The sequence below is a fragment of the Microbispora bryophytorum genome, assembly GCF_006874465.1.
Classification (GTDB): Bacteria; Actinomycetota; Actinomycetes; order Streptosporangiales; family Streptosporangiaceae; genus Microbispora; species Microbispora bryophytorum.
In genome coordinates this window covers 52,778-66,802 of sequence record NZ_VIRL01000006.1, presented here as the reverse complement: position 1 = coordinate 66,802, position 14,025 = coordinate 52,778, and the positions used below count along the sequence as shown (strand labels likewise).

The 14,025-nt window shown below is 71.8% G+C and carries 12 protein-coding genes; 2 read left to right on the top strand and 10 right to left on the bottom strand.

Annotated elements, in window-relative coordinates; translation table 11 throughout:
* Positions 1–100 precede the first annotated feature (100 nt).
* Positions 101–904 (bottom strand): uracil-DNA glycosylase, encoded by an 804-nt coding sequence (locus FLX07_RS14035; protein ID WP_142571213.1) that lies wholly within the window; start codon positions 902–904, stop codon positions 101–103.
* 137 nt (positions 905–1,041) lie between these two features.
* On the opposite strand from FLX07_RS14035, the gene FLX07_RS14030 reads away from it, so the two are divergent.
* Complete coding sequence (locus FLX07_RS14030) at positions 1,042–2,247, top strand: cytochrome P450 family protein (protein WP_142571212.1); 1,206 nt, start codon at positions 1,042–1,044, stop codon at positions 2,245–2,247.
* A 76-nt stretch (positions 2,248–2,323) separates the two neighbouring features.
* Here FLX07_RS14030 and FLX07_RS36445 read toward each other — a convergent pair whose 3' ends face one another.
* The 9 genes from FLX07_RS36445 to mfd form a co-directional block, all read right to left on the bottom strand.
* Positions 2,324–3,394 (bottom strand): DUF1700 domain-containing protein, encoded by a 1,071-nt coding sequence (locus FLX07_RS36445; protein WP_167748239.1) that lies wholly within the window; start codon positions 3,392–3,394, stop codon positions 2,324–2,326.
* Entirely contained in the window at positions 3,391–3,720 is a 330-nt protein-coding gene (locus tag FLX07_RS14025) for a PadR family transcriptional regulator (RefSeq protein ID WP_142571211.1), read from the bottom strand. Before FLX07_RS14025 ends, FLX07_RS36445 begins: the two co-directional genes overlap by 4 nt.
* A gap of 166 nt (positions 3,721–3,886) precedes the next feature.
* Entirely contained in the window at positions 3,887–4,825 is a 939-nt protein-coding gene (locus FLX07_RS14020) for a Ppx/GppA phosphatase family protein (protein ID WP_189104989.1), read from the bottom strand.
* 71 nt (positions 4,826–4,896) lie between these two features.
* Positions 4,897–5,517: a DUF501 domain-containing protein gene (locus FLX07_RS14015; protein ID WP_142571209.1), complete on the bottom strand. Its 621-nt coding sequence runs from the start codon at positions 5,515–5,517 to the stop codon at positions 4,897–4,899.
* Positions 5,514–5,993 (bottom strand): FtsB family cell division protein, encoded by a 480-nt coding sequence (locus FLX07_RS14010; protein WP_229689757.1) that lies wholly within the window; start codon positions 5,991–5,993, stop codon positions 5,514–5,516. Before FLX07_RS14010 ends, FLX07_RS14015 begins: the two co-directional genes overlap by 4 nt.
* Before the next feature lie 194 nt (positions 5,994–6,187).
* Positions 6,188–7,468, bottom strand: a complete 1,281-nt coding sequence (eno, locus tag FLX07_RS14005; RefSeq protein ID WP_142571208.1) for a phosphopyruvate hydratase — start codon at positions 7,466–7,468, stop codon at positions 6,188–6,190.
* Positions 7,469–7,550: 82 nt separating this feature from the next.
* Positions 7,551–8,549, bottom strand: coding sequence for a nucleoside triphosphate pyrophosphohydrolase (locus FLX07_RS14000; protein WP_142571207.1), 999 nt, complete (start codon positions 8,547–8,549; stop codon positions 7,551–7,553).
* A 277-nt stretch (positions 8,550–8,826) separates the two neighbouring features.
* Positions 8,827–9,510, bottom strand: coding sequence for a SurA N-terminal domain-containing protein (locus tag FLX07_RS13995; protein WP_142571206.1), 684 nt, complete (start codon positions 9,508–9,510; stop codon positions 8,827–8,829).
* 52 nt (positions 9,511–9,562) lie between these two features.
* Complete coding sequence (gene mfd, locus FLX07_RS13990; RefSeq protein ID WP_142571205.1) at positions 9,563–13,060, bottom strand: transcription-repair coupling factor; 3,498 nt, start codon at positions 13,058–13,060, stop codon at positions 9,563–9,565.
* Between the two features lie 229 nt (positions 13,061–13,289).
* On the opposite strand from mfd, the gene FLX07_RS13985 reads away from it, so the two are divergent.
* A complete protein-coding gene (locus FLX07_RS13985) occupies positions 13,290–14,021 on the top strand; it encodes a methyltransferase domain-containing protein (protein WP_167748238.1) in 732 nt (243 codons plus the stop codon).
* Positions 14,022–14,025 lie beyond the last annotated feature (4 nt).

The following is a 14,025-nucleotide window of genomic DNA, read 5'->3' as shown; positions in this document are numbered from 1 at the left end:
GGTGTAGTGATTTTCCCCACTCCGGCATGTCCTGGAGACATTTCTCCGGAAAATTCGTCCAATCTTCCCTGAGTGATCGGCTTCAGTCTTGTGAAACGATTCACAAGGTCGCGGTCCCCAGTGCGGCGGCGCGGGCGAAGACCGCGTCGAGCATGTCCGCGGTGACCCGGCCGGTGAAGGTGTTCTGCTGACTCGGGTGGTAACAGCCGATGAGCGTGACCGGAGCCGCGCCGTAGGAGAGGGGCACCTCCACCGCGTGGCCGAACGGCGGCCTGCGGGACGGCAGCGTGAACCCGGCCTTGCGCAGCGCGGGCCACGCCGCCTGCCAGGCGAAGCCGCCGAGCGCCACGATCACCCGGGTCGTGCCGGCCACGAGCGCGAGCTCCCTCGCGAGCCAGGGAAAACAGGTGTCGCGCTCCTCCGGGGTCGGCTTGTTGGCGGGCGGGGCGCACCGCACCGCCGCCATCATCCGGGCCCCGACCAGCCGCTGACCGTCGCCCGCGTGGACGCTGGTCTCCTGCGCGGCGAGGCCGGTGCGGTACAGCGACGCGAACAGCCAGTCGCCGCTGCGATCGCCGGTGAAGATCCGGCCGGTCCGGTTGCCGCCGTGCGCGGCGGGCGCCAGCCCCACGATGAGCGTGTGCGGCGCCTCGTCGCCCCATCCCGCGATCGGCCGGCCCCAGTAGGTCTCGTCCGCGAACGCCCTCCGTTTGACGTCGGCGACCTCCTCCCTCCACTCGACGAGACGCGGGCAGGCGCGGCACACCGACTGTCTGGCGGTCAGTTCGGGCAGTGTGCGGCCCTCGGCGGCCAGTTCGGCCACCTCGTGGGCGTCGTGGGCGACGGGGGTGTCCGGGCGCGCGGGGTCGTCCGGCCAGCCGGAACCGGGAGGAACGGAGCTCATGACACCGATCGTGCCAGGTCGGAAAATGTGTGTTCGCCAGAAGCCGGCTCTGGCGACGCCTGCCGGTGTCACAAAGAGGTCATGCCGAGAAAGATGCCGATCTTTTCCGTCGCGCCGCGGATGGGTACGTACGGCCCGTGTCCACCGACTCATTCCCCCCGCTGTACGGCCCGGCCTTCGACGCCGACCCCTACCCCGCCTACGACTGGCTGCGCCGGAACGCCCCGGTGACCCGCGTGCCGCTGCCCGGCTGCGAGGCGTGGCTGGTCACGCGGTACGAGGACGCCGTGACCGCGCTGACCCATCCCGCCCTCGCCAAGGACCCGGCGGCCGGCTCGCCCGAGTGGCGGGCCGCCTCTCTCGGCCTGCCCCTGGATCATCGGCCCGGGCTCGCCCGCCACATGATCAACGCTGACGGAGCCGACCACGCGCGGCTGCGGCGGCTCGTGAGCGCGGCCTTCACGCCTCGGCGGATGGCGGGGCTGCGGACGCGGGCGCTGGAGGTGACCGACGCGCTGCTCGACCGCCTCGACGGCCCCGAGGCGGATCTGGTCGCCGACCTCGCCTATCCGCTGCCGATCACGATCATCTGCGACCTGCTCGGCGTGCCCGAGGAGGACCGGGCCACCTTCCACCACCACGCCTCCGTCATCGACTCGGCGGCGGCGTCCGAGGTGGAGGAGATCGCCCGCGCCACGGACGCCCTGGAGATCTTCCTGGCCGACCTGGTCGAGCTCAAGCGTTCCCGGCCCGGCAACGACCTGCTCACCGACCTCGTCCGGCGGTCCAACCAGGGCGAGATCGACAAGGACGAGCTGACCTCGACCGCGTTCCTGCTGCTGATCGCCGGCCACGAGACGACCGTGGCGCTGATCGGCAACGGCCTGCTCGCGCTGCTGCGGCATCCCGGCCAGGCGGCGGCCCTGCGCGCCGACCTCTCCCTGCTGCCGGACTTCATCGACGAGATGCTGCGTTACGACGGTCCCGTACGGAACGCCACCTGGCGCTTTCCCACCGAGCCCGTGGTCGTCGGCGGCCAGGAGATGCTGCCCGGGGAGCCCATCCTCGTCTCACTGCTGGCGGCCAACCGGGACCCGGCGGCGTTCACCGACCCGGACGCGTTCTCCCCCGGCCGGGTCGGCGAGCCGCACCTCGCCTTCGGCCGGGGGCCTCATTACTGCGTCGGCGCGGCCCTGGCCAGGGTGGAGGGAGAGGCCGCGATCGGCCGGGTGCTCGAACGGTTCCCCGATCTGGCCCTCGCCGCCGACCCCACCGAGCTGAGCTGGTGGCCCAGCGCCATCATGCGCGGCCTGTTCTCCCTGCCCGTCCGCCTGCGCGGCTGACACCCGGCCCGCCTCCGCCCCTATACAAAGAGGTGGACCGGGCCGTCCTCCACCCGGCCCGGCTCCGCGGTTCCCCCTACCGCTCTCGACGGGCCGGCGTGGCGGAGGGCGACGGTGAGGCGGAAGGCGTGGTGGCGGCGGAGGGCGTCGTGGAGGCCGTCGCATCCGTCGCGTCCGTCGGTGTCGGCGTGGCGTCCGTGGGCACCGGCATGGCGGGTGCAGGCGTGGCGGGTGCGGGCATGCCGGGCACACAGGTCGCCTCCGCTCTGCGGGCGGCGGGGCCGGCGCGGTCCTCCACGGGCCGCAGCGGCAGCGGGTAGGCGTTGCGCATCGGCGGCTCCCCGTCGCAGGGAATGGCGAGCTCCTGGCCGAATCCCTGCTCCAGCGTGATCGGGTTGCCGTCCTGATCGTAGAGCCGGACGTTGCGCAGCGGTGTCCCGTCCTCCGCGTACGGGAAGATGTTGGAGACGTCCCCGCCCAGCGAGGACACCCTCTCCACCCGCATGCCCGGTGCGTACGCGCCTGGCCGGGGGCCGTAGTCGAAGGCCACCTCGCGCGACGACGTGCTCGGGACGTCGGCCATCGCCGTGATCACGAGGACCGCGGCCACCAGATTAGCTCCGAGCAGCAGCGCCCGGCCCCAGCGTGACCCCCCTGTCCGGCCTCGCCGGCCCAACCACACCGACCCCCAGACGACCGCGAGGGTGAACACCCAGGCGGCGATGTCGCCGGGGATCAGCCCGGGGGCGCTGATCGGCGCGAGCACGGCCAGCGCGATCGCGTAGCCCCGCAGCACCCACCACGCGGGGCGCAGCTCGGGGGCGAAGACGGCGGCCTGACGGTAGGGCGGGAGCACGAGCAGCCGCGTGTGAACGCGCCGGACGGCTCCGCTCATGCGCTCGCGCAGCCGCCCGCCCAGGGAGGAGCCGCCGCCCGGCGGCCGCCCGCCGTAGGCGGCCCGCAACTCGGCCGCGTACGCCTCGGGGCTGCCGAGGCGTTCCTCCAGCGACATGCCCGGCTCGGCGGCGACCTCGGCGAGATGCTCATCCAGGTCCTCCAGCAGCGCGTCTCTGTCGTGGGCAGGCAGATCGGCGAGCGCCTCCCGTACGGCGGCGGCGTAGTTCTGGGGCGTCATGGGGGGATTCATCCCGGATCGACCTCCTTGAGCAGGTCGTTCATGGTGGCGGCGAAGGAGGTCCAGGTCTTCGCCGAGGTCTGGAGGAGCGAACGGCCCACGTCGTTCAGGCCGTAGTACTTGCGGTGCGGTCCCTCGTCGGAGGCGACCACGTAGGACGTGAGCGCTCCGGCCTTGAACAGCCGCCGCAGCGTTCCGTACACCGAGGCGTCGCCGACGTCCTCGAGCCCCGCCTCACGCAGTCGGCGTACGACGTCGTATCCGTAACTGTCGCGCTCGGCGAGCACCGCGAGGACCGCCAGGTCGAGGACTCCCTTGAGGAGCTGGCTACTGTCCACGCGTCGCACAGTACTACGCATTGCGCAGTAGAGCCAAGATTTTGAGGTGCTCCACGCGGCCTTCATGCGATCCGGACGACGTACGTTCCGCGGCCGTCGGCGCTCGAGACGAGCGCCGAGCCCGTCGCACCCTGAGGTCCGGGTTCTCGTGAGGCCCCGGCTCGCGTCAGGCGAGGGACCAGGCGATGCCGTCGAGGATGTCGTGCTCGCTGACCACGACCTCGGAGAAGCCGTAGCGGCGGACGATGCGGTCCAGGATGAGCGCGCCCGCGCCGATGACGTCCACCCGGCCCGGATGCATGACCGGGATGGCCGCCCGCTCGTCGTGCGTCATGCGCAGCAGCCGCGCGGACACCTCGTGGACCCGCTCGGCGGGGATACGCGAGTGATGGATGCGCGCGGGGTCGTAGGCGGGCAGATCGAGCGCGATCCCGGCGACCGTGGTGACCGAGCCCGCCAGGCCGACCAGCGTCCGCGCCGTGCGCACGGGAACGCTCTCCTCGACCCGGTCCATGGCCGCCTCGATGTCGGCGACGGCCGCCTCCACCGTCGTCGCGCTCGGCGGGTCGTCGCGCAGGTGACGCTCGGTCAGCCGTACGCAGCCGATGTCCACCGACAGCGCGCCCTCGACCGACCGGGAACCGACGACGAACTCGGTCGAACCGCCCCCGATGTCCACCACCAGACAGGGGGTCTCGGCCTCGGCGCCCGCGCGGGCCAGGCCCCGGGTCGCGCCGGTGAAGGACAGCCGCGCCTCCTCGTCACCGGTCACCACCTCGGGCTCCACGCCGAAGACGTCCCGTACGCCGGAGACGAAGTCGGCCCGGTTGGCGGCGTCGCGGGTCGCCGACGTGGCGACCACGCGGACCGGAACGGGACCGTCCGGGGCATGCTCCCTGATCAGCTTGGCGTAGCCGCGCATGGCCGTGAACGTCCGCTCCAGGGCCTCCGGTGCGAGCCGGCCCGTACGGTCGACGTCCTGGCCGAGCCTGACGATCTCCATCCGCCGTTCGACGTCGGTGAGTTCGTCGCCAGAGATGTCCGCGATGAGAAGGCGGACCGAGTTGGTCCCGCAATCGATGGCCGCGACCCGCTTCGTCTTCACGCTCATCCCCTCCGGCCTCCGGTCGGCTCCCCGCGCCACGACGGCGCTTTCGTTTCGGTTCCGCGCCCGGCCTATGGCTGCTGTTCGGAATTGTCCACGACCACGCAGGGGCCGCCGGCCCACCAGTCGGGCAGCGCGTCGAGGGCCTCCCGGCCGAACGGGTTGACCCCGGGCGCGGCCAACTCGTGGGCGACCAGCGCGTGCAGGCACTTGACCCGGCCCGGCATGCCGCCGGCGGTCTGCATGTCGCGCGGCAGCGGCTCCAGGTCCTCCTCGCCGGCCGCGCGGTCGCGGCGGGCGACGTAGTCCTCGTGGGCCGCCTGGTAGGCCGCGGCCAGCTCGGGGTCCTCGGCGAGCCGGGCCTGCATGCTCTTCATCAGGCCGGACGACTCCAGCGTGCCGATCGCCGAGGCGGCTTTCGGGCAGGTCAGGTAGAACAGCGTGGGGAACGGCGCGCCGTCGGGCAGCCGGGGCGCGGTCTCCAGCACGTCGGGAAGGCCGCAGGGGCACCGGTGGGCGACGGCCCGCACCCCGCGCGGCTGCCGCCCGAGCTGCGCCCGCGCCGCCGCCAGGTCAGCGGGGTCCACACGGCCCGCGTGACCCACGTGGTCCGCCTGGTCGTCCGCCACGTCGATCTCCTCGCCCTTCACGCTCTCCGCCACGTTGTTTCCGACGAGGTCCGCGGTCCTCATCCCGCCGGCGCCGATGCGGGCGCCGGTGCCGGCGCCGATGCGGACGCCGACGCCGTCGGTGTGGGGCTCTGCCCTGCCGCGGGTGCGGCGGGCCGCCCCTTGTCGGCCGCCTCGAACGACCGCCAGACGGTGACGTACCAGGCGGGCCGCTCCGGCGGCTTCGTCCCCGCCTTGGCGGCGGCGGTCCCGGATGTCTCCTCGTCGATCACCTGGTAGCAGTCCGCGCCCGGCTCGCAGTAGAACAGCCGCTCCTTGGCCAGGCGCTTGATGTAGTCCGGATCCTCCAGCCGCCGGCGCCGCTGCTCCAGGTTCTGGAGCTTGCGCAGCGCGTTCGCCTGCTGCGCCTCCAGCTGGGCGATCTGCCGGCGCTGGGCGACGTACTCCCGCACGGGGTAGGCCAGGCTCATGGCGATGGCGCACACGACGACCGCGAGGATCGCCGCGCGCCCGGTGAGCTGCGGCCGCTTCGCCGCCACGAAACCACCCCTCCCGGTCGGTCAGCGCAAGGCCCGATCAACGGCCACACTAACCGCCCGTCCCGGCCGTACACGCCCGGATGGGCACGGCGTCGCCGCGCCCATCCCTCCACCCAGCGCCACAGCAGGCGCCACAGCAGACGTCCGGAACGTGTCCAGCCGGGCTGCTCCGCATGCCGCCGGCCGACCCGAGGCTAGCCCTGGAAGCGCGGGAAAGCCGCGCGACCGGCGTACCGCGCCGCGTCGTCGAGCAGCTCCTCGATGCGCAGGAGCTGGTTGTACTTGGCGACCCGGTCCGAACGGGCCGGGGCGCCGGTCTTGATCTGGCCGCAGTTGGTGGCCACGGCGAGGTCGGCGATCGTGGTGTCCTCGGTCTCGCCGGAGCGGTGGCTCATCATGCAGCGGTAGCCGCTGCGGTGGGCCAGGTCGACCGCGTCGAGGGTCTCCGACAGCGTGCCGATCTGGTTCACCTTCACCAGCAGCGCGTTGGCGGTGCCCTCGGCGATGCCGCGGCCGAGCCGCTCGGGGTTGGTGACGAACAGGTCGTCACCCACGAGCTGGACCTTGGCGCCGAGCGACGTGGTGATGGCCTTCCAGCCCTCCCAGTCCTCCTCGTTCAGCGGGTCCTCGATGGAGACCAGCGGGTAGGAGCGGACCAGGTCCTCGTAGAAGGAGATCAGCTCGGTGGCCGACACTCCCTTGCCGTCGATCGTGTAGACGCCGTCGTTGTGGAACTCGCTGGCCGCGACGTCGAGCGCGAGCGCGATGTCCTGGCCCGGCGTGTAACCGGCCTTCTCGATCGCGACCAGGATCAGGTCGAGCGCGTCGCGGTTCGACGGCAGGTTCGGCGCGAAGCCGCCCTCGTCGCCCAGGCCGGTCGCGTAGCCCTTCTCCTTCAGCACGCCCTTGAGCGTGTGGTAGGTCTCCGCACCCATGCGCAGCGCCTCGGAGAACGTCTCGGCGCCGATCGGCGCGATCATGAACTCCTGGATGTCCACGTTGGTGTCGGCGTGCGCACCGCCGTTCAGGATGTTCATCATCGGCACGGGCAGGATGTGCGCGTTCGGCCCGCCGACGTAGCGGAACAGGGGCAGGTCGGCGCTGTCGGCGGCGGCCTTGGCGACGGCCAGCGAGATGCCGAGGAGCGCGTTGGCACCGAGACGGGCCTTGTTGGGCGTGCCGTCCAGGTCGATCATCGTCTGGTCGATGAGACGCTGATCTTCGGCGTCGAACCCGATGAGCTCGTCGGCGATCTCGTCGGTCACGCCGAGGACGGCCTTCTCGACACCCTTGCCGAGATAGCGCTTCTTGTCCCCGTCGCGCAGCTCGACGGCCTCGAACTGACCGGTGGAGGCACCACTCGGAACGGCGGCACGGCCGGTGCTGTAGTCGTCCAGCAGTACCTCGACTTCGACCGTGGGGTTCCCACGGGAGTCGAGGATCTCGCGGGCGGTGATGGCCTCGATGGCAGCCACGAACGCTCCTAGCAAAATGGCGGGCGGTTTGCCACCCGAGCCTATCGGTCCCTACTACCCGGTACGGCGCAGGGGCACCCGTTCACGGCGTGTCCGCGGCGTCCTCCCACTGCTGCACGCGCCGCCGGTATTCCCTGGCCGCCGCCCTCAGCTCGGCCTCGGGGTCGAGCCCCGCGTCCTGGGTCTCCCGTACGAGCGCGAACAGGCGGGCGCCGGCGGTCGGGGCGAGGTCGCCCGCGAGAGCGGCGGGCGCGCCGGCCCGGCCGGCCCGGCGCAGGAGCTGGGCGGCCAGGGAGATCGCCGGCTGGCCCATCGGCACGCCGCCGAGCACCGAGGCGGTCTCCCCCTTGGCGGCCCGCTCGGCCGCCTTGATCGTCTCCCAGTTGTCGCCGACCTCATCGGCGCCGGAGACCTCGACCTCCGCGAAGACGTGCGGATGCCGGCGGACCAGCTTCTCCACGATCCCGGCGGCGACGTCGTCGATGTCGAAGCCGTCCCCGGCCGTCCCCTCCGGGCCCGTCCCCTCCGGGCCCGTCCGTTCCTGGGCGAGCCGGGCGTGGAACATCACCTGGAGCAGCAGGTCGCCGAGCTCCTCGCGCAGCGGCGGGCCGTAGGCGCCCTCGTGGATGGTCTCCAGCACCTCGTAGGCCTCTTCGACCAGGTAGGGCACGAGCGACTCGTGGGTCTGCTTGCGGTCCCACGGGCACTCGCGGCGCAGCCGGTCCATGACCTGGACGAGGTCGAGCAGCCGGGCGCCGGGCAGGTCGTAGGAGCCGGGGACGACCTCGATCTCCGGCGGCTCGTCCAGGGAGATCGCGGCGTGGCCGACCGCGCGCATGAAGTCCTCGTCGCCGTCCTGCGCGGCCAGCCACACCACCGTCCCCGTACGGCTCTCGCGGGCGAGCGCGCCGGGGTCGGGGGTCACGACCTCGACCCGTACGCCGGCCTCGTCGAGATAGGGCAGGTAGGGGTGGTCCGGGGTGCCGGTGAGCACCCGCCCTCGGGAGAGGGCCTGCCACGCCGCGGGCGCGAGCAGGCCCGGAGCGACCCGGGGCGAGGTGGTCACCACGATCAACGCCATGGCCTCAGCCTAACGAGCCGCCCGCGCGTGATCTTGCAAAAGGTCGCAGCCTACCCTGCCGACCTGCGCCACCTTGCTTTGTGATCTTGCATAGAATTCGGCCGCACCCTCGCCGCCAGGCACGACCCAATCCGTGACCTTGCAATTGCAAGATCACGGATCGGATCAGGCCAGGTCGGCGGCCGCACTGCACGGAAAGTGCATGATCACGAAAGGTGAAGGCCCAGGTCACGCCGGAACGTGCGACAAACTGCAAGATCACGGCCGTTGTTGGGGGTTAGCCCGCTTGGGGGGTGTCGGGCGCACCCCCGGCGGCCGGGGCGCCCTCGCCCGCCGGGGCCTCGGCCGCCGGGGCCCCGGCGGCCGGGGCCTCGCCCGCCGAGCCGAAGCGGTCGTCGGCGACGAAGCCCTGCTGGGGGTCGAACTTGCCGTAGCGCGGGCTGTATCTCACCGGCACGGTCGAGTCGGCCTCCTGGATGACCTTCTGGATGGCGGCCTGCTGGCTCTCCTGGTCCTGACCGGCGCCGGACTGCTGCGCCAGCTTGTTGCGGACGACGACGGCCCGGACGAAGCCACGGCCCTCGTCCAGCGGGATCCCGTTGGACAGCAGCACCTTGTTGAACTGGTCCCAGCCGCCCTGAGCCACGGCGATGTCGTCGACCTCCCGGTCGGTGGCCGTGACGCCCTTGCTCCGGCCGAGCTCCTGGAACTGCCTGCTCGTGGTCATGTTGAGCAGGACCGTCTGCGGCAGCGAGAAGGACAGCTGGAGCTGCCCCTCGGGGATCTTGTTGGCGGCAAGGTCGGCGCGCAGCGCGCGGACCTCGTCGTTCAGCTCACTGGAGGTGATGCGCTCCTTGCCGACAATGGCCGCGGAACCCGCCTGCACGGGGCCGCCGCACGCGGTCACGGCGATCCCCGTCGCCGCCAGCGCCACGGCGACGCGCACTCGATACGACTTCACGGACGATCCTCCCGAACGACACCGGCCACGCATATGTTGACAATTTCGCGGGTCACTGTACCCGCATCGGCTCCAGGAACAGGGCCTCGACCAGGTCCCCACACCATTTCAGCAGGTCGAGGTCGCGTAGCGGCTGACCGCCGATCGGTTTGGTCTTGGGCACCGGCACGAGCAGGGTGCTCGTCGCCTGCTTCCAGATGGAGCGGGGGTAGAGCCGCTGCAGCCGCACCTGCTGGGAGTCTCTCAGCTCCACGGGCGCGAACCTGATCTGCTGGCCCTGCAGCGTCACGTCGGTCAGCCCCGCCTTGCGGGCCCTGATCCGGAAACGCGCCACCTCCAGCAGGTTGTCCACCTCCTGCGGCGGCCTGCCGTACCGGTCGGTGAGCTCGTCGCGGACGGCCGTGATGTCGTCCTCCGAGCCGATCGCCGCGATCCGCTTGTACGCCTCCAGGCGCAGCCGCTCCGAGGTGACGTAGTCGTGCGGCACGTGGGCGTTGATCGGCAGCTCGACCCTGACATCGGGCCGCTCCTCCACCTTCGTCTCACCCGCGAGCTTGGACTTCTGCTCCTGGACGGCCTCGGCCATCATGCGGACGTACAGGTCGAAGCCGACACCGGCGATGTGGCCCGACTGCTCGGCCCCGAGGATGTTGCCGGCGCCGCGGATCTCCAGGTCCTTCATGGCGACGTACATGCCGGCGCCCATCTCGGTGTGCTGGGCGATCGTGGCGAGCCGCTCGTGCGCGGTCTCGGTCAGCGGCGACTCGGGCGGGTAGAGGAAGTAGGCGTAGCCGCGCTCGCGGCCCCGGCCGACCCGGCCGCGCAGCTGGTGGAGCTGCGACAGTCCGTAGTTGTCCGCGCGGTCCACGATGAGCGTGTTGGCGTTGGGCACGTCCAGGCCGGACTCGACGATCGTGGTGGAGACGAGCACGTCGAAGTTGCGCTCCCAGAAGTCCACCATGATCTTTTCGAGCTGGCTCTCGTTCATCTGCCCGTGGGCGACGGCGATCCGCGCCTCCGGCACCAGCTCGTGCAGCCGCGCGGCCACCTTGTCGATCGTGCGGACCCGGTTGTGGACGAAGAACACCTGCCCGTCGCGCATCAGCTCGCGCCGCACCGCCGCCGCGATCTGCTTCTCGTCGTACGGCCCGACGAACGTGAGGATCGGGTGCCGTTCCTCCGGCGGCGTGAGGATCGTCGACATCTCGCGGATGCCGGTGAGGCCCATCTCCAGCGTCCGCGGGATCGGCGTCGCCGACATGGCGAGCACGTCCACCTGCGTGCGCATGTGCTTCATGGCCTCTTTGTGCTCGACGCCGAACCGCTGCTCCTCGTCCACGATGATCAGACCGAGGTCCTTGAACTTCACCTCGGGCGACAGCAGCCGGTGCGTGCCGATGACCAGGTCGACCGCGCCCGTGCGCAGGCCCTCCAGGGTCTCCCGCACCTCGGAGTCGGTCTGGAACCGGGAGACCGGCTTCACGGCGACGGGGAAGCTGGCGAAGCGCTCGCCGAACGTCGACAGGTGCTGCTGCACGAGCAGCGTCGTCGGCACCAGCACGGCGACCTGCTTGCCGTCCTGCACCGCCTTGAACGCCGCCCGCACCGCGATCTCGGTCTTGCCGTAGCCGACGTCGCCGCAGATCAGGCGGTCCATCGGGACGGCCCGCTCCATGTCGCGCTTGACCTCGTCGATCGCTTCGAGCTGGTCGCCCGTCTCGGCGTACGGGAAGGCGTCCTCCATCTCCCGCTGCCAGGGGCTGTCGGACGCGAACGCGTGGCCGGGCGAGGCCATCCGGGCCGAGTAGAGCCGGATCAGCTCGCCCGCGATCTCCCTGACCGCCTTCTTCGCCCTGGTCTTGGCCTTGGCCCAGTCGGCCCCGCCCATGCGGTTGAGCGTGGGCGCCTCGCCGCCGACATAACGCGTGACCTCGTCGAGCTGGTCGGTCGGCACGTAGAGCCGGTCGCCCCTGGCGTACTCGATCACGAGGTATTCGCGGGTCGCGCCCTGGATCGTGCGCTGCACCATCTCGACGTAGCGGCCCACGCCGTGCTGCTCGTGCACCACGTGGTCGCCGACCTTGAGCTGAAGGGGGTCGACCATGTTGCGGCGGCGCGACGGCAGCCGCCGCATGTCCTTGGTGGACGCCTTCTGGCCGACGAGGTCGAGGTGGGTCACCACGGCGACGTCCGGCGTGACGAAGCCGTGGTCGACGCGGCCCGTCGTGACCTGCACGACGTCCTTCGGCGGCAAACCGTCGAGGGACGGCACCAGCCGCGCCGCCACGTCCACGCCCTTGAGCAGCTCGACCATGCGCTCGGCCGGGCCGTGCCCCTCGCTCAGCAGCACGACGGCCTTGCCCGTGCCCATCCAGCCCTTGATGTCGGCGAGCGCCCGCTGCGTGTCGCCCCGGTAGGCCTCGACGTCCTGCGCGTCCAGCTCCACGCCCTCGCCGAAGGGGGCGATGCTCCACCACTGCTGGCCCAGCTCGCCGGCGTGCTCGCGCACCTCCTCCAGCGTGCGGAAGGCGGCCGCCTCCAGGTCGATCGGGGCCTCGCCGCCCGCCGCCGCGGCGATCCAGGACGCCTCCATGAACTCCTGGCTGGTGTGGACCAGCTCGACGGCCCGGCCGCGGATCCGCTCGGGGTCGCAGACGAACACGGCCGACCGGATCGGCAGGTGGTCGAGCAGCAGGTCCATCGCCCCGGCGAGCACGGGCGCGAACGCCTCCATGCCCTCCACCGGCACACCCTCGGCGAGCTGGTCGAGCACTTCCTTCAGCGCCGGGTGCTCCTCCCCCAGCTCGCGGGCGCGCCGCCGTACGTCGTCGGTGAGCAGCAACTCGCGGCAGGGCGCGGCGAAAAGCCCGTCCTGGGCGACCTCCAGCGAGCGCTGGTCGGCCACCTTGAACCAGCGGATCTCCTCGATCGTGTCGCCCCAGAACTCCAGCCGCAGCGGGTGCTCCTCGGTGGGCGGGAACACGTCGAGCAGGCCGCCGCGCACGGCCACCTCGCCGCGCTTCTCCACCATGTCCACCCGGTGGTAGCCGTTCTCCACCAGCCGGGCCACCACGTCGTCCAGGTCGGCGTCGTCGCCCGCGCGCAGCCGCACGGGCGACAGGTCGCCGAGCCCGGCCACGATGGGCTGGAGCAGCGAGCGGATCGGGGCCACCACGATGCGCAGCGGGCCCGCCGCGGGGTCGCCCTCGATCGGGTGCGCGAGCCGCCGCAGCACGGCCAGGCGCTGGCCGACCGTGTCGCTGCGCGGCGACAGGCGCTCGTGCGGCAGCGTCTCCCAGGCGGGGAAGACGGCCACCAGGTTCTCGTCCACCAGGCTCGTGAGCGCGGCGGCGAGATCCTCCGCCTCGCGCCCGGTCGCCGTGACGGCCAGCACCGGCCGTACGCGGGACAGCGCGGCCACGGCGAACGGCCGCAGCGCGGGCGGCGCCACCAACTCGGCGCCGGGGTGGGCGGTCTGCCCGGCCGCGTCGAGCGCGGCGGCCAGCCTGGGTTCGGCGGATACGAGGTCGAGCAGTCCGGAAAGAGACATTGATGCCTTCAAAGAGCCCCGTGACAAAGACAGCCGGCGTGCGGAAGCGACCCCGTTCATCCGGCCGATCCCCCCTGGTGAAGGAGATCCGCGAGACGCTCCCAACCGGGCCGCGGGTACCAAGGCTACGCCCTGTCCCCTCGCCTCGCTCCGCTCGCTCCTCGGCCGGGACATGATGGGTGACGGCAAATGCGCAACTGTGGGTCGTCAAGTGATTACCCTCAGTGGCATGACAGAGGTTCGTTTGTCGTCCGCGGATCAGGACGACGTGTTCAGCCAGCGGATCCGCGAGCAGTGGACCGACCAGCTCGGACGGCGGCTCGACATCCTGATCGCCGGATGCGGCCGGGGCGGCGCCCTCGACGTGGGGCGCTACGAGCCGAGGGTGACGGGGGTGGACGAGGATCTGCCGCCCCTGCGCGCCCACACCGCCAATCGCGGCGATCTGGAGGCGTCCTACCTGGGCGACCTTCGGCTCGTGCCGATCCCGCCGCGCTCCTTCGACGTCGTCTACGTGTCGTTCCTCCTCGAACGCATCCGCCACGCCGAGCTCGTGCTCGACCGGCTCGTGGCGGGGCTGCGCCCCGGCGGGCTGCTGCTGCTGAAGATGCGCGACCGCAAGTCGGCGTACGGCTTCTGCGACCGGGTGACGCCCCGCCGGCTGCGCCGGGCGCTGTGGCGCACGCTCGCCCCGGCCGGGTCCGTGGGGCCGCTTCCGGCGATGTACGAGCCGCTGGCCTCCCGCGAGGGCATCCAGGCGTACTGCCTGATGCGCGGGCTCATGATCGCCGAGGACTACTCGGCGGTGAGCGGCCCGGCCCGGCGGGGTCCGCACGGCGGCCTGGTCTCCGTGGTCTGCCGGGCCGTGGCCGCGCTCTCGCGAGGCAGGCTCAACGGGACCGAGGACGAGATCACCATGGTGATCCGCCGCCCGCAGAACCACTTCGCCCGCCTCATCTGAGCCG